Origin of the sequence: Aquimarina gracilis (assembly GCF_035285365.1) — a bacterium.
Lineage (GTDB): Bacteria > Bacteroidota > Bacteroidia > Flavobacteriales > Flavobacteriaceae > Aquimarina > Aquimarina gracilis.
The window spans coordinates 14290-32831 of sequence record NZ_JAYKLX010000011.1 but is presented as its reverse complement, the minus strand read 5'-3'; the positions used below and the strand labels follow the sequence as shown (position 1 = coordinate 32831).

At 33.9% G+C, this 18542-nt stretch carries 20 protein-coding genes and 1 other RNA gene; 13 read left to right on the top strand and 8 right to left on the bottom strand.

Annotated elements, in window-relative coordinates; translation table 11 throughout:
- Positions 1-33 precede the first annotated feature (33 nt).
- The 6 genes from U6A24_RS20935 (at position 34) to U6A24_RS20910 (ending at position 5076) form a co-directional block, all read left to right on the top strand.
- Entirely contained in the window at positions 34-2589 is a 2556-nt protein-coding gene (locus tag U6A24_RS20935) for an ATP-dependent Clp protease ATP-binding subunit (protein ID WP_324181974.1), read from the top strand.
- A 141-nt stretch (positions 2590-2730) separates the two neighbouring features.
- Positions 2731-3114: a hypothetical protein gene (locus tag U6A24_RS20930; RefSeq protein WP_324181973.1), complete on the top strand. Its 384-nt coding sequence runs from the start codon at positions 2731-2733 to the stop codon at positions 3112-3114.
- Positions 3115-3203: 89 nt separating this feature from the next.
- A complete protein-coding gene (locus U6A24_RS20925; RefSeq protein WP_324181972.1) occupies positions 3204-3581 on the top strand; it encodes a hypothetical protein in 378 nt (125 codons plus the stop codon).
- Positions 3582-3713: 132 nt separating this feature from the next.
- Entirely contained in the window at positions 3714-4097 is a 384-nt protein-coding gene (locus U6A24_RS20920) for a hypothetical protein (protein WP_324181971.1), read from the top strand.
- A 123-nt stretch (positions 4098-4220) separates the two neighbouring features.
- Positions 4221-4631: a hypothetical protein gene (locus U6A24_RS20915; protein WP_324181970.1), complete on the top strand. Its 411-nt coding sequence runs from the start codon at positions 4221-4223 to the stop codon at positions 4629-4631.
- A gap of 67 nt (positions 4632-4698) precedes the next feature.
- Positions 4699-5076: a hypothetical protein gene (locus U6A24_RS20910; RefSeq protein WP_324181969.1), complete on the top strand. Its 378-nt coding sequence runs from the start codon at positions 4699-4701 to the stop codon at positions 5074-5076.
- Between the two features lie 76 nt (positions 5077-5152).
- On the opposite strand, the gene rny is transcribed toward U6A24_RS20910, so the two are convergent.
- The 5 genes from rny to glf all read right to left on the bottom strand — a co-directional run bounded on the left by rny (position 5153) and on the right by glf (position 8734).
- Positions 5153-6718 carry a ribonuclease Y gene (gene rny / locus U6A24_RS20905; RefSeq protein ID WP_324181968.1) on the bottom strand — a complete coding sequence of 522 codons (1566 nt, stop codon included), beginning with the start codon at positions 6716-6718 and terminating at the stop codon, positions 5153-5155.
- Positions 6719-6773: 55 nt separating this feature from the next.
- A non-coding RNA gene (ssrS, locus tag U6A24_RS20900) (6S RNA) lies at positions 6774-6880 on the bottom strand.
- Between the two features lie 53 nt (positions 6881-6933).
- Complete coding sequence (locus U6A24_RS20895; RefSeq protein WP_324181967.1) at positions 6934-7224, bottom strand: cell division protein ZapA; 291 nt, start codon at positions 7222-7224, stop codon at positions 6934-6936.
- 7 nt (positions 7225-7231) lie between these two features.
- Positions 7232-7522 carry a hypothetical protein gene (locus tag U6A24_RS20890; protein WP_407654078.1) on the bottom strand — a complete coding sequence of 97 codons (291 nt, stop codon included), beginning with the start codon at positions 7520-7522 and terminating at the stop codon, positions 7232-7234.
- 93 nt (positions 7523-7615) lie between these two features.
- Positions 7616-8734 (bottom strand): UDP-galactopyranose mutase, encoded by a 1119-nt coding sequence (gene glf, locus U6A24_RS20885; RefSeq protein WP_324181965.1) that lies wholly within the window; start codon positions 8732-8734, stop codon positions 7616-7618.
- 142 nt (positions 8735-8876) lie between these two features.
- Between glf and U6A24_RS20880 the strand changes: the two genes are divergently transcribed.
- The 3 genes from U6A24_RS20880 to U6A24_RS20870 all read left to right on the top strand — a co-directional run bounded on the left by U6A24_RS20880 (position 8877) and on the right by U6A24_RS20870 (position 14189).
- Positions 8877-9956: a beta-1,6-galactofuranosyltransferase gene (locus U6A24_RS20880; protein ID WP_324181964.1), complete on the top strand. Its 1080-nt coding sequence runs from the start codon at positions 8877-8879 to the stop codon at positions 9954-9956.
- A 61-nt stretch (positions 9957-10017) separates the two neighbouring features.
- Positions 10018-11706, top strand: a complete 1689-nt coding sequence (locus U6A24_RS20875; protein WP_324181963.1) for a M23 family metallopeptidase — start codon at positions 10018-10020, stop codon at positions 11704-11706.
- Positions 11707-11720: 14 nt separating this feature from the next.
- Positions 11721-14189, top strand: a complete 2469-nt coding sequence (locus U6A24_RS20870; protein ID WP_324181962.1) for a TonB-dependent receptor — start codon at positions 11721-11723, stop codon at positions 14187-14189.
- 7 nt (positions 14190-14196) lie between these two features.
- On the opposite strand, the gene U6A24_RS20865 is transcribed toward U6A24_RS20870, so the two are convergent.
- The gene (locus U6A24_RS20865) at positions 14197-15342 is read right to left on the bottom strand and encodes a cysteine desulfurase family protein (protein ID WP_324181961.1); all 1146 of its coding nucleotides are present in this window, start codon (positions 15340-15342) and stop codon (positions 14197-14199) included.
- Between the two features lie 265 nt (positions 15343-15607).
- Between U6A24_RS20865 and U6A24_RS20860 the strand changes: the two genes are divergently transcribed.
- Positions 15608-16531: a hypothetical protein gene (locus U6A24_RS20860; protein ID WP_324181960.1), complete on the top strand. Its 924-nt coding sequence runs from the start codon at positions 15608-15610 to the stop codon at positions 16529-16531.
- Positions 16532-16535: 4 nt separating this feature from the next.
- Positions 16536-17045 carry a hypothetical protein gene (locus U6A24_RS20855; RefSeq protein ID WP_324181959.1) on the top strand — a complete coding sequence of 170 codons (510 nt, stop codon included), beginning with the start codon at positions 16536-16538 and terminating at the stop codon, positions 17043-17045.
- Between the two features lie 2 nt (positions 17046-17047).
- Here U6A24_RS20855 and U6A24_RS20850 read toward each other — a convergent pair whose 3' ends face one another.
- Positions 17048-17596, bottom strand: a complete 549-nt coding sequence (locus tag U6A24_RS20850; protein WP_324181958.1) for a Smr/MutS family protein — start codon at positions 17594-17596, stop codon at positions 17048-17050.
- Between the two features lie 2 nt (positions 17597-17598).
- On the bottom strand, positions 17599-17808 hold the full coding sequence (locus tag U6A24_RS20845) for a hypothetical protein (RefSeq protein ID WP_324181957.1): 210 nt from the start codon (positions 17806-17808) through the stop codon (positions 17599-17601).
- Positions 17809-17905: 97 nt separating this feature from the next.
- Between U6A24_RS20845 and U6A24_RS20840 the strand changes: the two genes are divergently transcribed.
- Positions 17906-18187 (top strand): DUF2752 domain-containing protein, encoded by a 282-nt coding sequence (locus U6A24_RS20840; RefSeq protein ID WP_324181956.1) that lies wholly within the window; start codon positions 17906-17908, stop codon positions 18185-18187.
- A gap of 17 nt (positions 18188-18204) precedes the next feature.
- On the top strand, positions 18205-18525 hold the full coding sequence (locus tag U6A24_RS20835; protein WP_324181955.1) for a CCC motif membrane protein: 321 nt from the start codon (positions 18205-18207) through the stop codon (positions 18523-18525).
- Positions 18526-18542 lie beyond the last annotated feature (17 nt).

Here is an 18542-nt window from a genome sequence, read left to right as displayed (position 1 = left end):
TTAGTTAAAAAGAAAAAGAAAGAGAATAATCTTATGGATGACAATTTTTCACCTAGAGTTAAAGATGTAATTGCCTATAGCAAGGAGGAAGCCTTGAGACTTGGGCATGACTTTATTGGGACAGAGCATCTTATGTTAGGTTTGTTGCGCGACGGAAGTGGAAAAGCGATAAGTATCCTTGATGCCTTAGATATTGATTTGACCAATCTAAGGAGAAAAGTAGAAATTCTAAGCCCTGCGAACCCCGATGTAGCGGTAGCCTCAAATGAAAAAAAGAATTTACACCTTACTAGACAGGCAGAAAGAGCTTTAAAAACAACATTCTTAGAAGCAAAATTATTTCAAAGCTCTTCAATCAATACTGCACATCTTCTTTTGTGTATTTTAAGAAATGAAAATGACCCAACTACAAAGCTTTTGAATCGTTTAAAAGTAGATTATGATAACGTTAAAGACCAATTTAAGTATATGATAGCCAACGACGAAGAATATATAGATAACCCAAAAGCCGAATCCTTTTCTGAAGATGATGATGATTTAACTGGAGATTCTTCAAAAGAAAACCCTTTTAACTCTCCATCTGGAGGGAGCAAGGCCGGAAAGAAATCTAAAACTCCTGTTTTGGATAATTTTGGGCGCGACCTTACTGCCATGGCAGAAGAAGGCAAACTTGATCCGGTGGTAGGACGTTCAAAAGAAATAGAACGTGTATCACAAATTTTAAGTAGAAGAAAGAAAAACAACCCGCTATTAATAGGTGAGCCTGGAGTAGGTAAATCTGCTATCGCCGAAGGACTCGCTCTAAGAATTGTAAAACGTAAAGTTTCAAGAATTCTGTTTGACAAACGCGTCGTTACACTTGATCTGGCCAGTCTAGTTGCTGGAACAAAATACCGTGGCCAGTTTGAAGAACGAATGAAAGCCGTAATGAATGAGCTTGAAAAGAATGATGATATTATTCTTTTTATTGATGAAATTCATACCATAGTGGGAGCTGGAGGAGCGACAGGAAGTCTGGATGCTTCTAATATGTTCAAACCTGCTTTGGCGAGAGGCGAAATACAATGTATTGGTGCTACTACGTTGGACGAGTACAGACAATACATTGAAAAAGATGGTGCTCTGGAAAGACGTTTCCAAAAGGTAATTGTAGAACCTACCAATATCGAGGAAACTATAGAAATACTTAACAATATCAAAGAAAAGTATGAAGAGCATCATAATGTGATGTATACCGATAGTGCTATCGAAGCATGTGTTAAGCTTACTAATCGCTACATGACCGATAGATTCTTACCTGATAAGGCTATTGATGCCCTTGACGAAGCCGGTTCTAGAGTTCATATTACCAACATTGATGTTCCTAAAAAGGTTCTTGATCTTGAGAAAAAACTTGAAGAAGTACGAGAACTAAAAAATAGTGTGGTAAAGAAACAGAAATATGAAGAAGCAGCCAAACTAAGGGATGACGAAAAGAATCTTGAAAAAGAATTAAGTGTCGCTCAAGAACAATGGGAAAAAGAATCCAAACTTCATAAAGAAACAGTTGATGAAGAAAATGTGGCCGATGTAGTTTCTATGATGACAGGTATCCCGGTAAATCGTATCGCTCAAACGGAAAGCAACAAACTTGCCGAACTTCCCAATCTAATTATGGGTAAAGTAATTGGTCAAGATGAAGCGGTTTCGAAAGTTGTAAAAGCCATACAGCGTAATCGAGCCGGACTTAAAGATCCAAACAAACCTATCGGTTCTTTTATTTTCTTAGGACAAACGGGTGTAGGTAAAACACAATTGGCAAAAGTACTTGCCAAAGAGCTTTTTGATAGTGAAGATGCGCTTATCAGAATTGATATGAGTGAGTACATGGAGAAATTTGCAGTATCAAGACTTATAGGAGCACCTCCAGGGTATGTAGGATATGAGGAAGGTGGACAGCTTACTGAGAAAGTTCGAAGAAAACCTTATGCCGTGATTCTTCTTGATGAGATTGAAAAAGCACACCCCGATGTATTTAATATGATGTTGCAAGTATTGGATGATGGTTATTTAACAGATAGTCTTGGACGCAAAATAGATTTCAGGAATGCCATTATCATAATGACTTCGAATATCGGAGCCAGAAAATTGAAAGATTTTGGACAAGGAGTTGGTTTTGGTACTACTGCAAAGAAAACTCAGGCAGATGACTATGCAAAAGGTGTGATAGAAAATGCTCTGAAAAAAGCATTTGCTCCCGAATTCTTAAACCGGGTAGACGATGTAGTAGTGTTTAATGCACTTGAGAGAGAAGATATTCATAAAATTATCGATATCGAACTTGATAAACTGTATGAGCGAATTAAAGGACTCGGATATGATCTTTCGTTAAGCGAAAAAGCAAAAGATTATATTACCGAAAAAGGGTTTGACAAGCAATATGGTGCAAGACCTTTAAAAAGAGCCATCCAAAAATATATTGAAGACGCACTTGCAGAAGAGATTATAAATGCTCAACTTCAAGAAGGTGACAGTATTTTTATGGATATGGATGATTCTGGAGAGCTTACTATTAACATTAAAAAAGCTGAAGAATCTACAGAATCCTAACACAAAAAAGATTTATTCTAGAAGCCTCTATGATTTACTTGTAGAGGCTTTTTTCATAACTTAAAATCAAATTATTTTAACAAAAAACCTGTTTTTTTATACATAATTTAATTTTAAATTTACAATACTAATAATCTTTCAATGATAATCTCCTTCGATTTTAGCTTTTGTAAAGTTGAAATACATAAAGATTACATACTTACCGTCATGGCCGAGGGAACAACTGTCGTTCCCAAATACAACAACCTTTTGGCTATGGCAGCCGATCAATACTACAAAAACAAACCTTTCGTTTATATTTCAAATAGAGTCAACTCCTACTCTGTAGACCCATCTATTCATATAGAGATGTCTAAAATCCAAAATCTTGTTGGATTCGCAGTAATCTCTAATGATCCGTTACAAAAAAAACAAACCCAATTGGAACAATCTCTTTTTGCAAAAGAGCTTCGTTTATTTGATACTATAAAGGAAGCAATCGAATGGAAAAATGAAATCATTCAAAAATATTTTCAACAACATTAAACACAAGTTAAAACAAACGTAACCCCATTTTAATAAAGGATTTATTCGTATTTTCATGTCCTTTTATCAAGAAAGAATAATCAAAGAAAATGATTACCTCCTACGATCTGGGCTTTGGCCAAATGGATATATACGACGACTATGTTATTACTATAATGAACGAAGGTATTATAGTCCTACCCGAATACAATGACATATTCTTAAAAATAGTTGACAAGCATTTTAAAAACAAGGCTTTTGTTTATATAACCCACAGAATTAATTCCTACTCTGTAGATCCTACAATATATCTTGAAACTGCAAAAATTAATAACCTTGTTGGGTTTGCTGTTGTCTCCAATGACCCCATACAAAAAATGCAAACCAAACTCGAGAAAACTTTTTTTGGAAAAAACTTTTGTCAGTTTAATACTATGCAAGATGCTATTCACTGGAAAGAAGAGATTATAAAAAAGGAAATTGATTAATCCTAATAGGTTACTTACCACTCAAAAAAGACAAGCCTACCATTTCAGTAAAAGAAATCGCATATTTTTATATATTATATTTTTTTAAATTAAAAAATTAAAAAAAATGATTAAAGAATTTAAAGGCAACAAATGATTACTTCATATAATTTTGATTTTTGTCATGTAGAAATACATCATGATTACATTTTATCGGTCATGAACGAAGGCGTAATTGTTTCACCAGAGTTTATAACGCAAATGTCATTTATGGCCAATAAGCATTATAAAGATAAATTTTTCGTTTACATCACCCACCGGGTTAATTCATATTCTGTAAATCCAATTTCTTACTTTGAAGGAAATAAAATTAAAAATATGGTTGGGTTTGCAGTGGTATCTGAGGATCCAAAACAACAAAGCCTATCTAAAATTGAAAGAACATTTTTTGACAAAGAATTACAATATTTTGACACGTTACAAGCAGCTTTACAATGGAAAGATGAAGTAATAAAGAAAGCTAATAAATTCAAATAAAAAAACGAGAAATAACACTCGTCTAGAAAACAGCAATTGACAGAATGCTGTTTTTTTTATATCTTAAACTGTTAAAAAAAGGGAAAAATCCCCTTATTGCTATACAAACAAACTTCAAATTAAATGATTATATCTTACGATTTTGGGTATTGTCGTGCAGAAATATACGAGGATCATATTCGCGTTTACATCAACGAAGGCTCTGTTGTTGGCCCCGAAAACATTACCGAATTAAATTATGTAGCAGAAAAACATTTTAAAAATAAACCTTTTGTATATCTAGCTGTACGCATTCATTCTTACACGATCAATCCAATGATATATTTTGAAAGCAATAAAATCCAAAATTTGCTCGGTGTAGCCATTATTTCTAAAGATCCAAAACAAAGAAGTCAAGCACGAATAGAAAAAGCATTTACAAACAAGAAATTACAACAGTTTGAAACAATAGGCGAGGCTTTAGAGTGGAAAGATGAAATTATAAAAAACTTTATTTATAACCAACACAATCATACCCTGAAAAACAAAAAATAATTATTCTATTTACCAGTTATTATTTGTATCTTAAAGTACTCCTTATCGTAATTTTCTCATGACAAAAATGATTACATCATATACTTTGGATTTTTGTGATCTTGACGTTTATGAAGACTATGTGGTATCAAGAATATATGAAGGCGTAACTACTACACCTGAAATGCTAAAGGTTTTCTTAAAACTTATGGACTTACATTACAAAAACAAACCTTTTATTTACATATCTCATAGAGTACATTCTTTTTCTATAAACCCGGCAATACATGCAGAGTCTTCTAAAATCCCAAATTTACTGGGAATTGCTGTTGTATCTACAGATGTAATGCAGAAAGAGCAAATTAAAATGGAAAGGTTTTTCTTCAAAAAAGATTTTGAGCTATTCCACACAATAGAAGAAGCATTGGTATGGAAGGAAGAAATCTTAAGCAAACACAAAGACTAATAAACCATCATTTAAAAAAATAAAAAAGTGGAGCTTACACTACTCCACTTTTCAATATTCAAACTTTTTACCTATTTTATTTTGCAATATTAACTGCACGAGTTTCTCTAATAACAGTAACCTTTACTTGACCGGGATAGGTCATATCGGTTTGTACTTTTTGGGAAATTTCAAAAGAAAGATTAGCCGCCCTTTCATCATTCACCTTTTCGCTCTCTACAATTACCCTAAGCTCTCTACCTGCTTGTATCGCATACGCTTTCTTAACCCCATCAAATGCAAAGGCTATTTCTTCTAGATCCTTTAAACGCTGGATATAAGAATCCAATACTTGACGACGCGCACCAGGTCGTGCACCACTAATAGCATCACAGACTTGAATAATAGGAGATATCAAAGATGTCATTTCTACCTCATCATGGTGTGCTCCTATCGCATTACATACTTCAGGCTTTTCTCCATACTTCTCTGCCCATTGCATTCCCAATATTGCGTGAGGAACTTCAGTCTCTGTATCAGGCACTTTTCCTATATCATGAAGCAACCCTGCTCTTTTGGCAAGCTTTGGATTCAATCCAAGCTCTGCTGCCATTACACCGCACAGTTTAGCAACTTCTCTAGAGTGTTGTAGCAGGTTTTGGCCATAAGAAGATCTATATTTCATTCTTCCTATCGTTTTAATAAGTTCGGGGTGCAATCCATGAATCCCCAAATCTATAACAGTACGTTTCCCTACTTCAATAATTTCTTCATCTATTTGTTTTCTGGTCTTTCTCACCACTTCTTCAATTCTCGCCGGGTGAATTCGTCCATCGGTAACCAATTTATGCAATGATAAACGAGCTACTTCTCTTCTTACCGAATCAAAACACGATAAAATAATTGCTTCGGGTGTATCATCAACAATAATCTCTACTCCTGTCGCTGCTTCAATAGCTCTAATATTTCTTCCTTCTCTTCCTATTATCCTTCCTTTAACATCATCACTTTCGATATTAAAAACAGAAACGCAATTTTCAATTGCTTCTTCGGTACCTATTCTTTGGATAGTATTAATTACTATCTTTTTTGCTTCTTGTTGTGCCGTTAACTTTGCCTCTTCAATAGTATCCTGTATTAAGGTCATCGAATCTGTTTTCGCTTGTTCTTTAAGAGACTCTACAAGTTGTTCTTTTGCCTCTTCTGCAGATAATCCAGAAATCACCTCTAATTGTTGTACCTGGCTCTTATGAAGTTTCTTTAACTCGCTTTGTTTCTTCTCCAGATACTCATTACGCTTATCATAATTCTTAATCTTTTCTTCGAGCTCTACATTCAGTTTTTTTCCTTTAGACAATTCATTTGAAACTTGAGATTCCTTATCTCGCGTTCTTTTTTCTGCCTCGGCTATCTTTTTATCTCTAGAAAGAATTACTTTTTCATGTTCAGATTTAAGTTCGATAAACTTCTCCTTTGCCTGAAGTATTTTATCTTTTTTTATTGTTTCTCCTTCACTTTTGGCCTCTCTAATGATACTTTCTGAACTTTTCTTTGCGTTTCTTACGATTTCTGATGCTTTACTGCGCTCCATCATCTTGGCAATAATAAAACCAAGAATTAATCCCGCAACAGCTGCTATAATCAAAAATATAATGTTATCCATAATTTGTGTACGTATTTATATATAAAAAAAGCCTGCACTAGCAAAGGTTCTGTATAAACTCTGTAAAAACAGGTTTAGGGCTAACAAGCTGATCAAGAATCCGCTCAAGGCGGCGCGCTTTTACAACTTAAACTCACCCTTTTTAATTAATTCTTGTTGAGTTTATCAAAATAACAACTAGTGCAGGCAGTAACCTTAATTTATTTTTATGAACGTTACGATAAATGATCGTGCAACAAATCACTTAAAGCATTAAGTCTATTTGCTACGTTAGTCATATCACCGTCTTTATCTATTGTTTTCTGTTCGACCTGTGCTGCAAACTGCAAAGCGCACATGGCAAGTACATCTTGCTTATCTCTCACCGCATAACTTTGCTCAAACTGCTTAATCATAGCTTCTATCTTTTTTGCTGCTTTTCTTAAACCTTCTTCCTGTTCTGGATTTATGGTTAACGGATATACTCGATCTGCAATTGATAGTTTAATTTTAAGCTTATCTGCCATATTTTCGCTATTCAGAGAGTTGTGCAATACACATATCTATTTCTCTTATTAATGCGTTTATTTTGAGCTTGGTCTCTCTTTTATATTCATCACTGCCCAGCATTGCGTTAGCATTTTTGAGTGCACTGAATTTTTCCTCCCATTGCTTTAATTGATCTGCCTGAAGTGCTGAAACGGACTCCAATTCTTCGATTTTCTTCTTTAGATCTGCTTGTTGTCTTTTCATTAATTCATACTTATGTAACAACTTGCTTATCCTATTCTCAAGAGAATCAACAATTTCAATTAAATCACTCATTAATATAGTTTACACAATACTTCGTTACACAAAGTTAACATACCAATTGAAAAAACCCAATAGTTTTTAAACTAATTTTAGAAGTGCTTACTATTACTTCTCTATACCTAATATTTCTTCAACCTTGGTTAAGGAGGATGCGATAATCTGATGCATATCGTAGTAACGATACTCTGCAAGACGCCCTCCAAAAATTACATTGGATAGTTTTTGTGATTCTTTTTTATACTCTTGGTAGACCCCTTGATTTTTATCATTATTTATGGGATAGTATGCTTCTTTACTTGGATCCCAAGCCTCAGGATACTCTTTGGTAATTATAGTCTTACTTTGCTTACCAAACTCAAAATGTTTATGTTCAATTATTCGAGTAAAAGCAAAAGAAGAGTCATTATAATTAACCACAGCATTACCTTGATAGTTTTCAATTGCATGAAGCTCGTTCTCAAAACGGAGCGAACGATACTCTAATTGCCCATGTTTATAATCAAAAAATTCGTCAATCTTACCCGTATATACTATTTTATCGGCTAGCCCTTCTAATTGTTCACGTTCTTTAAAGAAATCGACATTTGTTTTTGTCTCTATACCTTTAAGCAAACCATTTATTATGGTATTGTATCCACCTATAGGTATTCCTTGATACCTATCATTAAAATAGTTATTATTATAGGTATATCTTACAGGTAGTCTTTTTATTATAAAAGCGGGAAGCTCTGTAGCCTTTTTACCCCATTGCTTTTCTGTATATTCCTTAATAAAAGTTTCATAAATATCTTTGCCCACCAAAGATAATGCCTGTTCTTCTAGATTTTTAGGAGATTTGGTGCCATATTTGGCTACTTGTTCATCAATTATTGCTTTAGCTTCTTGCGGTGTTTGAGTTCCCCATAACTGATAAAATGTATTCATATTAAAGGGTAAATTATATAGTTTACCTTTTGATAATGATAAGGGAGAGTTAATATAATTGTTAAAAGATGCAAATTGATTTACATAATCCCAAATTCGTTTATCATTAGTATGAAATATATGTGCACCATATTTATGAACATTAATCCCTTCTTTTTCTTCACAATATACGTTACCACCCAAATGGTTTCGTTTATCAATCACCAAACACTTCTTGCTTCTTTTTGTCATTTCATGAGCAAAAACACTACCAAATAATCCGGCTCCAACGACTAAATAATCATATTCTTTTTCTTTCAATTTCAATACATTTTTGGTTTATGATCTCTTAAAATGAGTACTAGTCTCCAAATCTACTATTTTAAATTCATTTTTTTCTACTGGATTTAATAGTGGTCCCTGCAATTATCTTAATAATATATCATATAAAAAAATAAAATGTATGTATCTTTCCTCCCAGAAATTTAAACAAAATATGATAGGATATTATATCTCAAGAAATTACAAATCTCTTTTTAATGCTGCGGGTAAAGCCAAAACCGATTGTGAATTTGTTCTGAAAGAAATGGGATTTAAAAATCTTGGGTTTAAACAGTCTTCAGTTCCCAATTCGGCTTTAGGAACCATTAAAAATTTTTTTGGAATTAGTTTAGCCCTTTTACGCCTTCCATTTAAAAGCACCTTATGTACACAATACCCCCTTAATAAATTCAGAGGATACGTATTATTTGTAGCAAAGTTAAAAAGATGTAAAGTAATCACTATTGTTCATGATGTGAGGTTTTTGAAAGGTCGTACCGGTAGTGCCGCTAAAGAACTGAAAAAAATAATAACTTCAGACGCTATTATTGTTCATAATGAAGCCATGAAAAATTGGTTTCTTGAACAAGACGTAAAGATTCCTATCATCGTTCTGGGTATCTTCGACTATGTTCTTAACAACGGGTTACCAAAACAAAATGATAAAAATGACGGTGTTACACCTTACCAGATTGTTTATGCAGGTGGCTTTGCTGAAGGTAAAAACTCATACATCTATGATCTGGATACCTTGGATAAAAACAACTTTACAATGAAACTGTATGGTGTTGGGTTTGACTATGGAAAACTAAAAGTTGATAAGCAAACTTCAATTTTGGAGTATCAAGGTGCTTTTCCTTCAGACCAGGTTGCCTATAAAATTGAAGGATCTTTTGGACTTGTTTGGGATGGCATATCTACAGAAGAATGTAGCGGTCAATATGGGCAATATTTGAAGTTTAACAATCCGCACAAAACTTCGCTTTATATCTTATGCGGTCTTCCTGTTGTTGTATGGGATAAAGCAGCTATTAGTACTTTTATACTAGAAAACAATATTGGACTTGTAGTTTCTAATTTAAAGGACCTTAGTGACAAACTGGAGCAACTATCCAAAGAGGATTACAAGACTATGAAGGCAAACGTTAACAATGTACGAACCAAAATAATTTCTGGAGGATATTTAAATAATGCAGTAAATGAAGCGTTACAAAACATATAACTTCAAAAAAATGAGTTAGTTTTATACTGCGAGATTAAAAAATATATTTTTACAGGTGTTTATGCGAATAATCATACTTTTTACACTCTTTGGTTTTTTCTTTTGTTTTGGTCAAAAAGACCTTGCAACAGGTTACTTCATGAATCCTCTAGATGTTCCTATGGTTATATCGGGTACTTTTGGAGAGTTACGATCCAATCACTTTCATTCTGGATTAGACATGAAAACCAATGGAGAAGAAGGTCTAAATGTGTATGCTTCGGCTTCAGGCAGAGTGAGTAGAATTAAAGTTTCTCATGGTGGTTACGGTAAAGCTCTTTATGTTGTTCACCCTAATGGTTATACTACAGTCTACGCACACTTACAAAAGTTTGCTCCAGAGATTGAAGCCTTTGTAAAGCAAAGACAATATGCCAAAGAATCTTATGAAATAGAACTCTTCCCAAAATCTGGGACTTTAGAAGTAAAAAAAGGAGATATAATTGCATATAGCGGAAATACCGGAGGTAGTTCTGGACCACATTTACATTTCGAGATCCGAGATTCGAGATCAAGACCTATGAACCCATTAAGCTTTGGTATTGAAGTAAAAGACTCAAAAAAACCTATTATAAATGGTGTTTGGGCGTATAGTCTCGATAAAAATGCACATATCAATGGAAGTCAAATACCATATAGACTGCAATTAACACCAAAAGAAGATGGTACTTTCAAAACCGAAAGCATTAGCGCCAATGGAAATATTGGTTTTGGTGTTTCTACTATCGACAAACAGGACCTTGCCCCTAATCATAATGGGGTTTATGAAATCTCTACCGAAATAAATGGCCAGGAAAACTTTAAGTTGCGAATGAATCGCTTCTCCTTTTCTGAAACAAGATACATCAACAGATTAATTGATTATCCTTATTTCAAAAAATACCGAAGTAGAATCAGTAAATTATATGTAGAAAAAAACAATCCGTTAACTATATACAAAAACAAAACAAACAACGGCTTTGTAAAAGTATTGGATAGCTTGTCTTACAACTACAAGATTTACATTAAAGATTTTAAAAATAACACTACTATTATAGACATTCCCATACAAGGGAACTTTATAGATTCTATCACAAAATCTGAAATACCAAAAACAGAAGAACTAGCCAAAGCAAATGAAAATTATACCTACAGTTCTGGTATTGTCGATCTATTAATTCCAAAAGGGAGTTTATATGAAGACACTTATTTGGATCTTGTAGTTAATGGTGAAACTGCCCAGGTACATAACGATCAAACTCCTCTTCATAAAAATATGACCTTGGTGTTTGATGTATCAAGATACAAAGATGAGGACAAGAAGAAATTGTATATAGGTCGTATTAATGGTAAGGATAAAGTATATTACACTAGGACTTCCAAAAAAGAGAATAGATTTTCAACAAGAACTCGCACTTTTGGAAAATATTCTTTATTCACAGATTCTACAAAACCTACAATCGTTCCGATAAATGTTTCGAGTAAGAAATGGATTTCTAGCGCCACGCACTTAAAGATTAAAATTAATGATTCCGAATCTGGTATAAAAAGTTACAGAGGGACCATCAATGGGAAATTCATCTTGATGGAATACGATTATAAAACAGGAATGTTGGTTTATGATTTTAGTGACAAAGTAATTACCGATTCTGAAAATAATTTTAAACTGGTGGTACTAGACAATGTAGGAAACCGCGCCACATTTGAAACCACTTTTTTTAGAAAACCTTAAAACCTAATTATTTCTTGAAAAAACAATTTTTCTTTCTACTGATCGCTCTGATTTTTATCAGCTTATCTTCTTCGGCGCAAAACGCTACTTTAAAAGGGATTATACTCAACGAAAACAATGTTCCTGTTCAAGGCGCCAACATTACATTTGATAACTCGGGTACACAATCAGATGAAAACGGTGTATACGAACTTACTATTCCCGCAAATCAAGAAGTTCAAATAAATGTTACGCACATTGCTCTAAAAAGTCTTCAGTTTACCATCAAATTAGAAGAAAATCAAGAATACGAACTTAACCCGGTACTTAAGACCAATGTTGAACAAATTAGTACCGTCATAATATCAGGTAGAGAAAGAAAAACAGTTGAAGGAATAACAACTTTAGATCCGGAAACTATACGCACTACTCCTTCGGCCAATGCAGGAGTAGAAGGGCTATTAAAAAGCTTACCCGGTGTAAGTTCGAATAATGAATTAAGTACTCAATATTCAGTAAGAGGAGGTAATTATGATGAAAACCTGGTTTATGTAAATGAGATTGAAGTATATAGACCATTTTTAATTCGATCAGGACAACAAGAAGGTTTAAGTTTTGTAAATACGGATTTGGTAAGAAATGTTGATTTCTCTGCCGGAGGTTTTCAAGCAAAATACGGAGACAAATTGTCATCAGTTTTAGATATTACTTATAAAAGACCCACTCGTATAGGGGCTTCAGTAAACATGAGTCTTTTAGGAGGAAGTATTTCTGCCGGAGGAATCTCTAAGAACAAAAAATTATCTGGTATTGTTGGGGTACGTTATAGAGACAACAGTCTTTTGGTTGATGCCCGAAATACTGAAACCAATTTCCAACCCTTATTTGCAGATGTGCAAACATATTTGTCCTATAATTTTTCGGATAAATTTGAGCTTGGTTTTCTTGGGAATCTTGCTATAAACAAATATGATTATGAACCTTTAAGAGAACAGGTTAATTTTGGTACCTTACAAACAGTACAGGCTCTGGTAGTTAATTATCAAGGACAAGAAGAAGACCAATATGATACTTATTTTGGAGCTTTAAAAGGAACATTTCGACCTAACAACAATCTTACCTTAAAACTAATTGCTTCGGGATATCAAACTCAGGAACAAGAGTATTATGATATTTTGGCTTCTTATGCTTTAGGAACAGTTAATACTGATATTGGTAGCGAAGATCTGGGTGACATAGAATTTGCTGAAGGAGTGGGCTCTCAATTAACTCATGCCCGTAATGATCTTGACGCCTTAATCTTTAATATACAACATAAGGGAACTTATACCTATGATAATCACCAGTTTGATTGGGGTATCAAATATACATCTGAAGACATAAAGGATCGCCTGCAGGAATATGAAATTATAGATTCTGCAGGGTTTTCTATTCGCCCCCCAATTAGGGACCTTATTAATGACCAACCTTATACTCCTTTTGAGAGTCCTATCGTACCTTTTGTGAGTGTAAGAGCTACAAACGAAGTCACCGTTGATCGTATTTCAGGATACGCCCAATATAGTTTGCGATCTAACATCAAAGAAAATGAGATATGGGCCAATCTTGGGGTGAGAGCCCACAATTGGAATATATCTGGAAATACTGTAAATCCTTCTAATTCTCAAGTCGTTATTAGCCCGAGAGCACAATTTGCCATAAAACCAAATTGGAAAACCGATATGATTTTTAGGGTATCCGGAGGATTGTATCATCAACCGCCATTTTATAGAGAATTAAGAGATTCTCTTGGAGTAGTGAGACCCAATGTAAAAGCTCAACAATCCATACATCTGGTTGTGGGTAATGACTATAGTTTTAATATGTGGAACCGTCCTTTTAAACTTACTTCTGAAATTTATTACAAGAAATTGACCGATGTTAATCCCTATACCATTGAAAATGTACGCATAAGATATCGAGCACGAAATAATGCCGAGGCCTATGCGCAAGGAGTCGATGTAAGGCTTAATGGAGAATTTGTTCCTGGTACAGAAAGTTGGGTAAGCATCGGATACTTAAAAACCGAAGAAAACATCGACGATAGAGGTTATATTTCACGACCCACCGATCAGCGTTTAAAGATTGGTGTGCTCCTTCAGGATTATGTTCCTTCTATACCAAGTTTAAAAGGATACTTAAACCTGGTCTACCAGACCGGAGTTCCCGGTGGATCACCAAGTTATGCAGACCCGTATGATTTTCAGTCCAGATTGCGAGATTATCGCAGGGCAGATCTAGGAGTATCTTATGTCGTAGTGGATGCAAACAAAAGGCTGAAACAGGGGAACTTTTTCAACAACTTTGAAGAGCTAAGTCTCGGATTGGAGATCTACAACTTATTCGACAATCAAAATTCGATTACAAATACTTTTGTTAGGGATGCAGCAAGTCAACGACAATTCGCTATTCCCAATTTCTTAACGCCAAGAGTTTTTAATGTTCGAGTTGGAATGAAATTTTAGGTTGCTATTAATCTTCAATAAACTTCTTCAAAACATCAACCACATAATCTACCTCTTCTTTGGTGTTATACTTTGAAAAAGAGAACCGAATAGATGGTTTTTGTAGATCTTCTTCCGAAAGTATTTCTGTAAGCACATGAGACCCTTTACTACTACCGCTTTGGCAGGCACTTCCCTTAGAACATGCAATTCCATTGATATCAAGATGAAACAATAGTATTCCCGCTTTCTCATCAGGTATAGGTAAACATACATTGATCAGCGTATACGTGCAGTGATCGGGATCACAACAATTTGCATTAAATTTTACCCCTTCAATATTATTTTTGAGCGTCTCTACAAAATATTTCTTTAGGTCAACCACATACTTCTTCTCCTCTTCCAGGTGCTCATAAGCCAATTTTAAAGCTTCATCCATTCCAACAATATTATGCACACTTTCGGTTCCTGCCCGATAACCTCTCTCCTGCTCTCCGCCAAAAATTAGAGGTTTTAATCCAGAGTTTTTACGAATATATGCGAATCCGATACCTTTTGGTCCGTGAAATTTATGTGCACTTACAGCTGTAAAATCAACATTAAGTTCGCTTAGGTTAACCTCAAGATGGCCGATAGATTGCACCATATCGCTATGAAAAAGAGCATCGTATTTCTTACACAAATCGCCAACCTTGTTAATATCCAATATTGTTCCTACCTCATTATTAACATGCATTAGGCTTACCAAGGTTTTCTGTTTAGATCCTGACAGTAAAGATTCTAAATGATCATAGTCAATAGAGCCATCACTATTAATATTCACATAGCTAACCTTGATCTTGTTAAATACCTCAATTTCCTGTACGGTATGCAATACGGCATGATGTTCAATTTTAGAAGTGATAATGTGTTTCACTTGCAAATCTCTAACCGCGCTATTAATTACTAAATTATCAGCTTCAGTTCCCCCCGAAGTAAATATAATTTCAGACGCTTTTACTCCTAATTGTTTAGCAATATTTTTACGAGTTTGCTCTATATGATTCTTTGCAGATCGCCCAAATCCATGCGTTGAAGAAGGATTTCCAAAATCTTCAAGTACCGAAACCATTTTTGCAATCACTTCTGGTCTTACCCTGGTCGTAGCTGCATTATCAAAATAAACTTTTTGCATAAATCACAAATAATTAGTTGTTAAAACCAAAAAACAAGGTGTATTTATAAAAACGAATATTATTTATTACAATATTCGCAATTTTTAAGAATACAAAACTAGTTTAAATAAAATTATTTTAAGCCAGATACGTTATAATCTTTCAATTACTTTACTTTTGTCAATATTTAATAAAAAAGTAGGTTGTTGTAAACTTTTTCGGTTTTCTTTCGTCTTTAGGATAGAACATACTAAGTTTAATTTCAAAAACCCTAAATTATCATACGTGAAAAAGGCATTTGTTTTTATTTTCCTGGTAGTAACATTTTTTTCTTGCAACGACGGTGACATTATCATTACCAGTTTCGAGTTTGATGATGTTGATTTGCAACTTTGTAACGGAGCATTAGAAAATGAGTCTGTTTTTTTTAAAATAAACCCTTCTAATAACGAAGCTATATCCTTTGACTTCATTAGTTCTCAATATAATGCGACAACAGTATTAGAAGAACCTATAATTATAGATCTAAGTGAAGGTACCAGTAGTCTGATTTATAGACAATTCAACACATCAATCACAAACGATTATTACTGTTCTAGTATACCTTCAAGTGAAATTGTTGTAATAGAAGAATTAAAAGCCATTTCTGGGATTGCCGAAATTAGGGTCATAATAGCCACAGAAGATGATGAAGATAATATACCCGCAGAAGAAGAAGATATCAATGGAAATGGAAACCTTGACGATGATGATACCGATGGAGACGGCATCCCCAATTACAAAGACCAAGATGATGATGATGATAATGTTTTAACCAGTGTTGAGTTAGAAAATGGAATAGCCGGTAATGATGATCCAAGAGATACAGATGGGGATGGCACTCCCGATTATCTTGACACTGACGATGACGGTGATGGTGTGCCAACGATAAATGAAGATATAGATGGAGACGGATCACCAAGGAATGATAATACGGATGCCTCTGAAGATGATGATACTTTTAACTATCTCGACCCTGATACAACCGAAAGAAACGACAACGTATCGCCTGATCCCGAAAACACAGAAGTACTAACAACTTTTAGAACAATAATAGATATTAGTAATATCATTTTTGATGGCAACAACGAGAATTTTGAAAATGATAATTTCTCTTTTGGGTTTAGAGATGTTAATAGCAGAAGAAATTTAGATAAAACTCCAAATTAAGGATATGAACAGACCTTTTGGCCTCTTTGCAATAATTATATTATTTATGAGTTGTAGCGAAGGTGATATTATAGAAACAGATATCAATTTTACCGCAACTCCAGAAGATTGTTTTAATGGAAACGATTTTGTGATCTATAAAATTGATACTGATACCAATCGGTCCATATCTTTAAATTTCACAAGTTCTTCTTTTGAAGTAAATCAAGTTCCTGCTGAGAATGCGAGTGAAACCATAACACTTAATGGTACATCTAATGTATTAATATATCGACAATTTGATTCGGCAATAAACGGCGAAGAATACTTTTGTGCCAGCATTCCGCCATCAGGGATAATAGTAACCGAAGAATTAATTAGTGAAAATGGAACGGCAACAATATCCTATACTCCTATAAGTGGGAATACTTTTACAAGAACCATAGTAGTATCCAATGTAACTTTTAAGGGGCCGGGTATCGAGATACGAGAGGAAGTATTTGAATTTGGTTCCTATGAAATTACAACGCCATAGTACTACTTTGGGTTCTGAATGATATACACTTCCATAGCTCCCAAACCATACTTTTTATAATCTGCGTCCGAAATTCTAACATTATGGTATCTCCCAAAAAGATATTTAAGTTCTTCTCTTAATACACCTTGACCTACTCCATGAATAAACACAACTTTTGGTATGCGCTTACCAATGGCAAAATCCAATTGTCTTTTGGCTGTATCCAACTGTAAGGTAACCATATCATGATTTGTCATTCCTTTGGTAGATTTCACCAATTTATGAATGTGCAAATCAACTTCCATTGGTGGTAGGTTACGCTCTTTAGGTTTAACTGTTCTGCGCTTAGGTTTTTTCTTATAAACTTCTTTTTCCTGTAAATTTCTATTCACTTCGTCAAAAGAAGGAATAATCATTTCTCCTGATTGAATTTTTACAACTTCATTTTTAAAAAAAGTCATATCGAACCCATCTTCAGTTTGTATAGTGATCTCATTATGACTTATCGAAACAACTTTTCCTGAGATAGGTTCGTCCAAAACAGATACTGTATCACCAACTTTAATCATAACTATTCCTCTTCAAAATATTCTTGACTCGTGATTTCGGTTTTTGATTTTACCCTAGAATTCACCATAAATAAACCAACCATTAACATAACCAATCCTATAGTTTGGAGGTAATAGTTTTTTTCTTCAGAAGAAATTTCGATTATTAATAAGGCTCCACCCATAAAAATGGAAAGGAGGCTAAGTGTCTTTTTAATCCTACTTAAATTCATGCTGTAAAAGTATTAAATACATAGAATTTCTATCTTGTAATTATGATAAATAACTTAATTATGTATATTGCAAGTGCTAATTAATAAAAAATTGCCTTTGGAAGAATACATGATTCCTTGTGTTAACAAAAAGATTTTTGGTGTTGATTGCCTGGGTTGCGGAATGCAAAGATCTCTTGCTCTTTTGTTTCAAGGAGAATTTGAAGCAGCCTTTCACATGTATCCTGCAATTTATCCTCTTTTAGTATTACTTCTTTTTTTAGGATTTAACTTCTTTTATAAATTTAGATATGGTCAAATTATTAAAACTGGCCTTATAACGGTTACGATACTCACTATTGTAATAAGTTATATAATCAAAATGAGAATCATTTTTTAACTAATCAATTAAAAATTATGGAAAAACAAACATTACCCAACTCAACCTTGATCTTAGTCTTTGGTATTTTATCAATTGTAGGATGTTGTTGCTATGGGATAGGAATTATTTTTGCTGTAATTGCTATTGTGATGGCAAAAAAGGCAACAGCGTTATATACAGAGAACCCAGAACTTTATGAAGGGTATAATAATGTAAAGACTGGTAAAATTTTATCAATAATAGGAATCGTTCTTGGAGCAATTTATTTAGCTTATGTAATATTCATATTTGCAACCGTTGGACTTGAAGGATATCAAGAGATGATTGAAGAAATTACCCGTGGTGCTGGAGCATAAAACCACAATTTTAGTAT

Bases quoted from the DNA above. Each gene is read 5' to 3' on its own strand.
- U6A24_RS20855 (WP_324181959.1), top strand. From the start codon at position 16,536: ATGAACAGACCTTTTGGCCTCTTTGCAATAATTATATTATTTATGAGT.
- U6A24_RS20935 (WP_324181974.1), top strand. From the start codon at position 34: ATGGATGACAATTTTTCACCTAGAGTTAAAGATGTAATTGCCTATAGC.
- U6A24_RS20845 (WP_324181957.1), bottom strand. From the start codon at position 17,808: ATGAATTTAAGTAGGATTAAAAAGACACTTAGCCTCCTTTCCATTTTT.
- U6A24_RS20865 (WP_324181961.1), bottom strand. From the start codon at position 15,342: ATGCAAAAAGTTTATTTTGATAATGCAGCTACGACCAGGGTAAGACCA.
- U6A24_RS20930 (WP_324181973.1), top strand. From the start codon at position 2,731: ATGATAATCTCCTTCGATTTTAGCTTTTGTAAAGTTGAAATACATAAA.
- U6A24_RS20915 (WP_324181970.1), top strand. From the start codon at position 4,221: ATGATTATATCTTACGATTTTGGGTATTGTCGTGCAGAAATATACGAG.
- U6A24_RS20925 (WP_324181972.1), top strand. From the start codon at position 3,204: ATGATTACCTCCTACGATCTGGGCTTTGGCCAAATGGATATATACGAC.
- U6A24_RS20875 (WP_324181963.1), top strand. From the start codon at position 10,018: ATGCGAATAATCATACTTTTTACACTCTTTGGTTTTTTCTTTTGTTTT.
- U6A24_RS20880 (WP_324181964.1), top strand. From the start codon at position 8,877: ATGTATCTTTCCTCCCAGAAATTTAAACAAAATATGATAGGATATTAT.
- U6A24_RS20850 (WP_324181958.1), bottom strand. From the start codon at position 17,596: ATGATTAAAGTTGGTGATACAGTATCTGTTTTGGACGAACCTATCTCA.
- U6A24_RS20835 (WP_324181955.1), top strand. From the start codon at position 18,205: ATGGAAAAACAAACATTACCCAACTCAACCTTGATCTTAGTCTTTGGT.
- U6A24_RS20920 (WP_324181971.1), top strand. From the start codon at position 3,714: ATGATTACTTCATATAATTTTGATTTTTGTCATGTAGAAATACATCAT.
- U6A24_RS20910 (WP_324181969.1), top strand. From the start codon at position 4,699: ATGATTACATCATATACTTTGGATTTTTGTGATCTTGACGTTTATGAA.
- rny (WP_324181968.1), bottom strand. From the start codon at position 6,718: ATGGATAACATTATATTTTTGATTATAGCAGCTGTTGCGGGATTAATT.
- U6A24_RS20890 (WP_407654078.1), bottom strand. From the start codon at position 7,522: ATGAGTGATTTAATTGAAATTGTTGATTCTCTTGAGAATAGGATAAGC.
- U6A24_RS20895 (WP_324181967.1), bottom strand. From the start codon at position 7,224: ATGGCAGATAAGCTTAAAATTAAACTATCAATTGCAGATCGAGTATAT.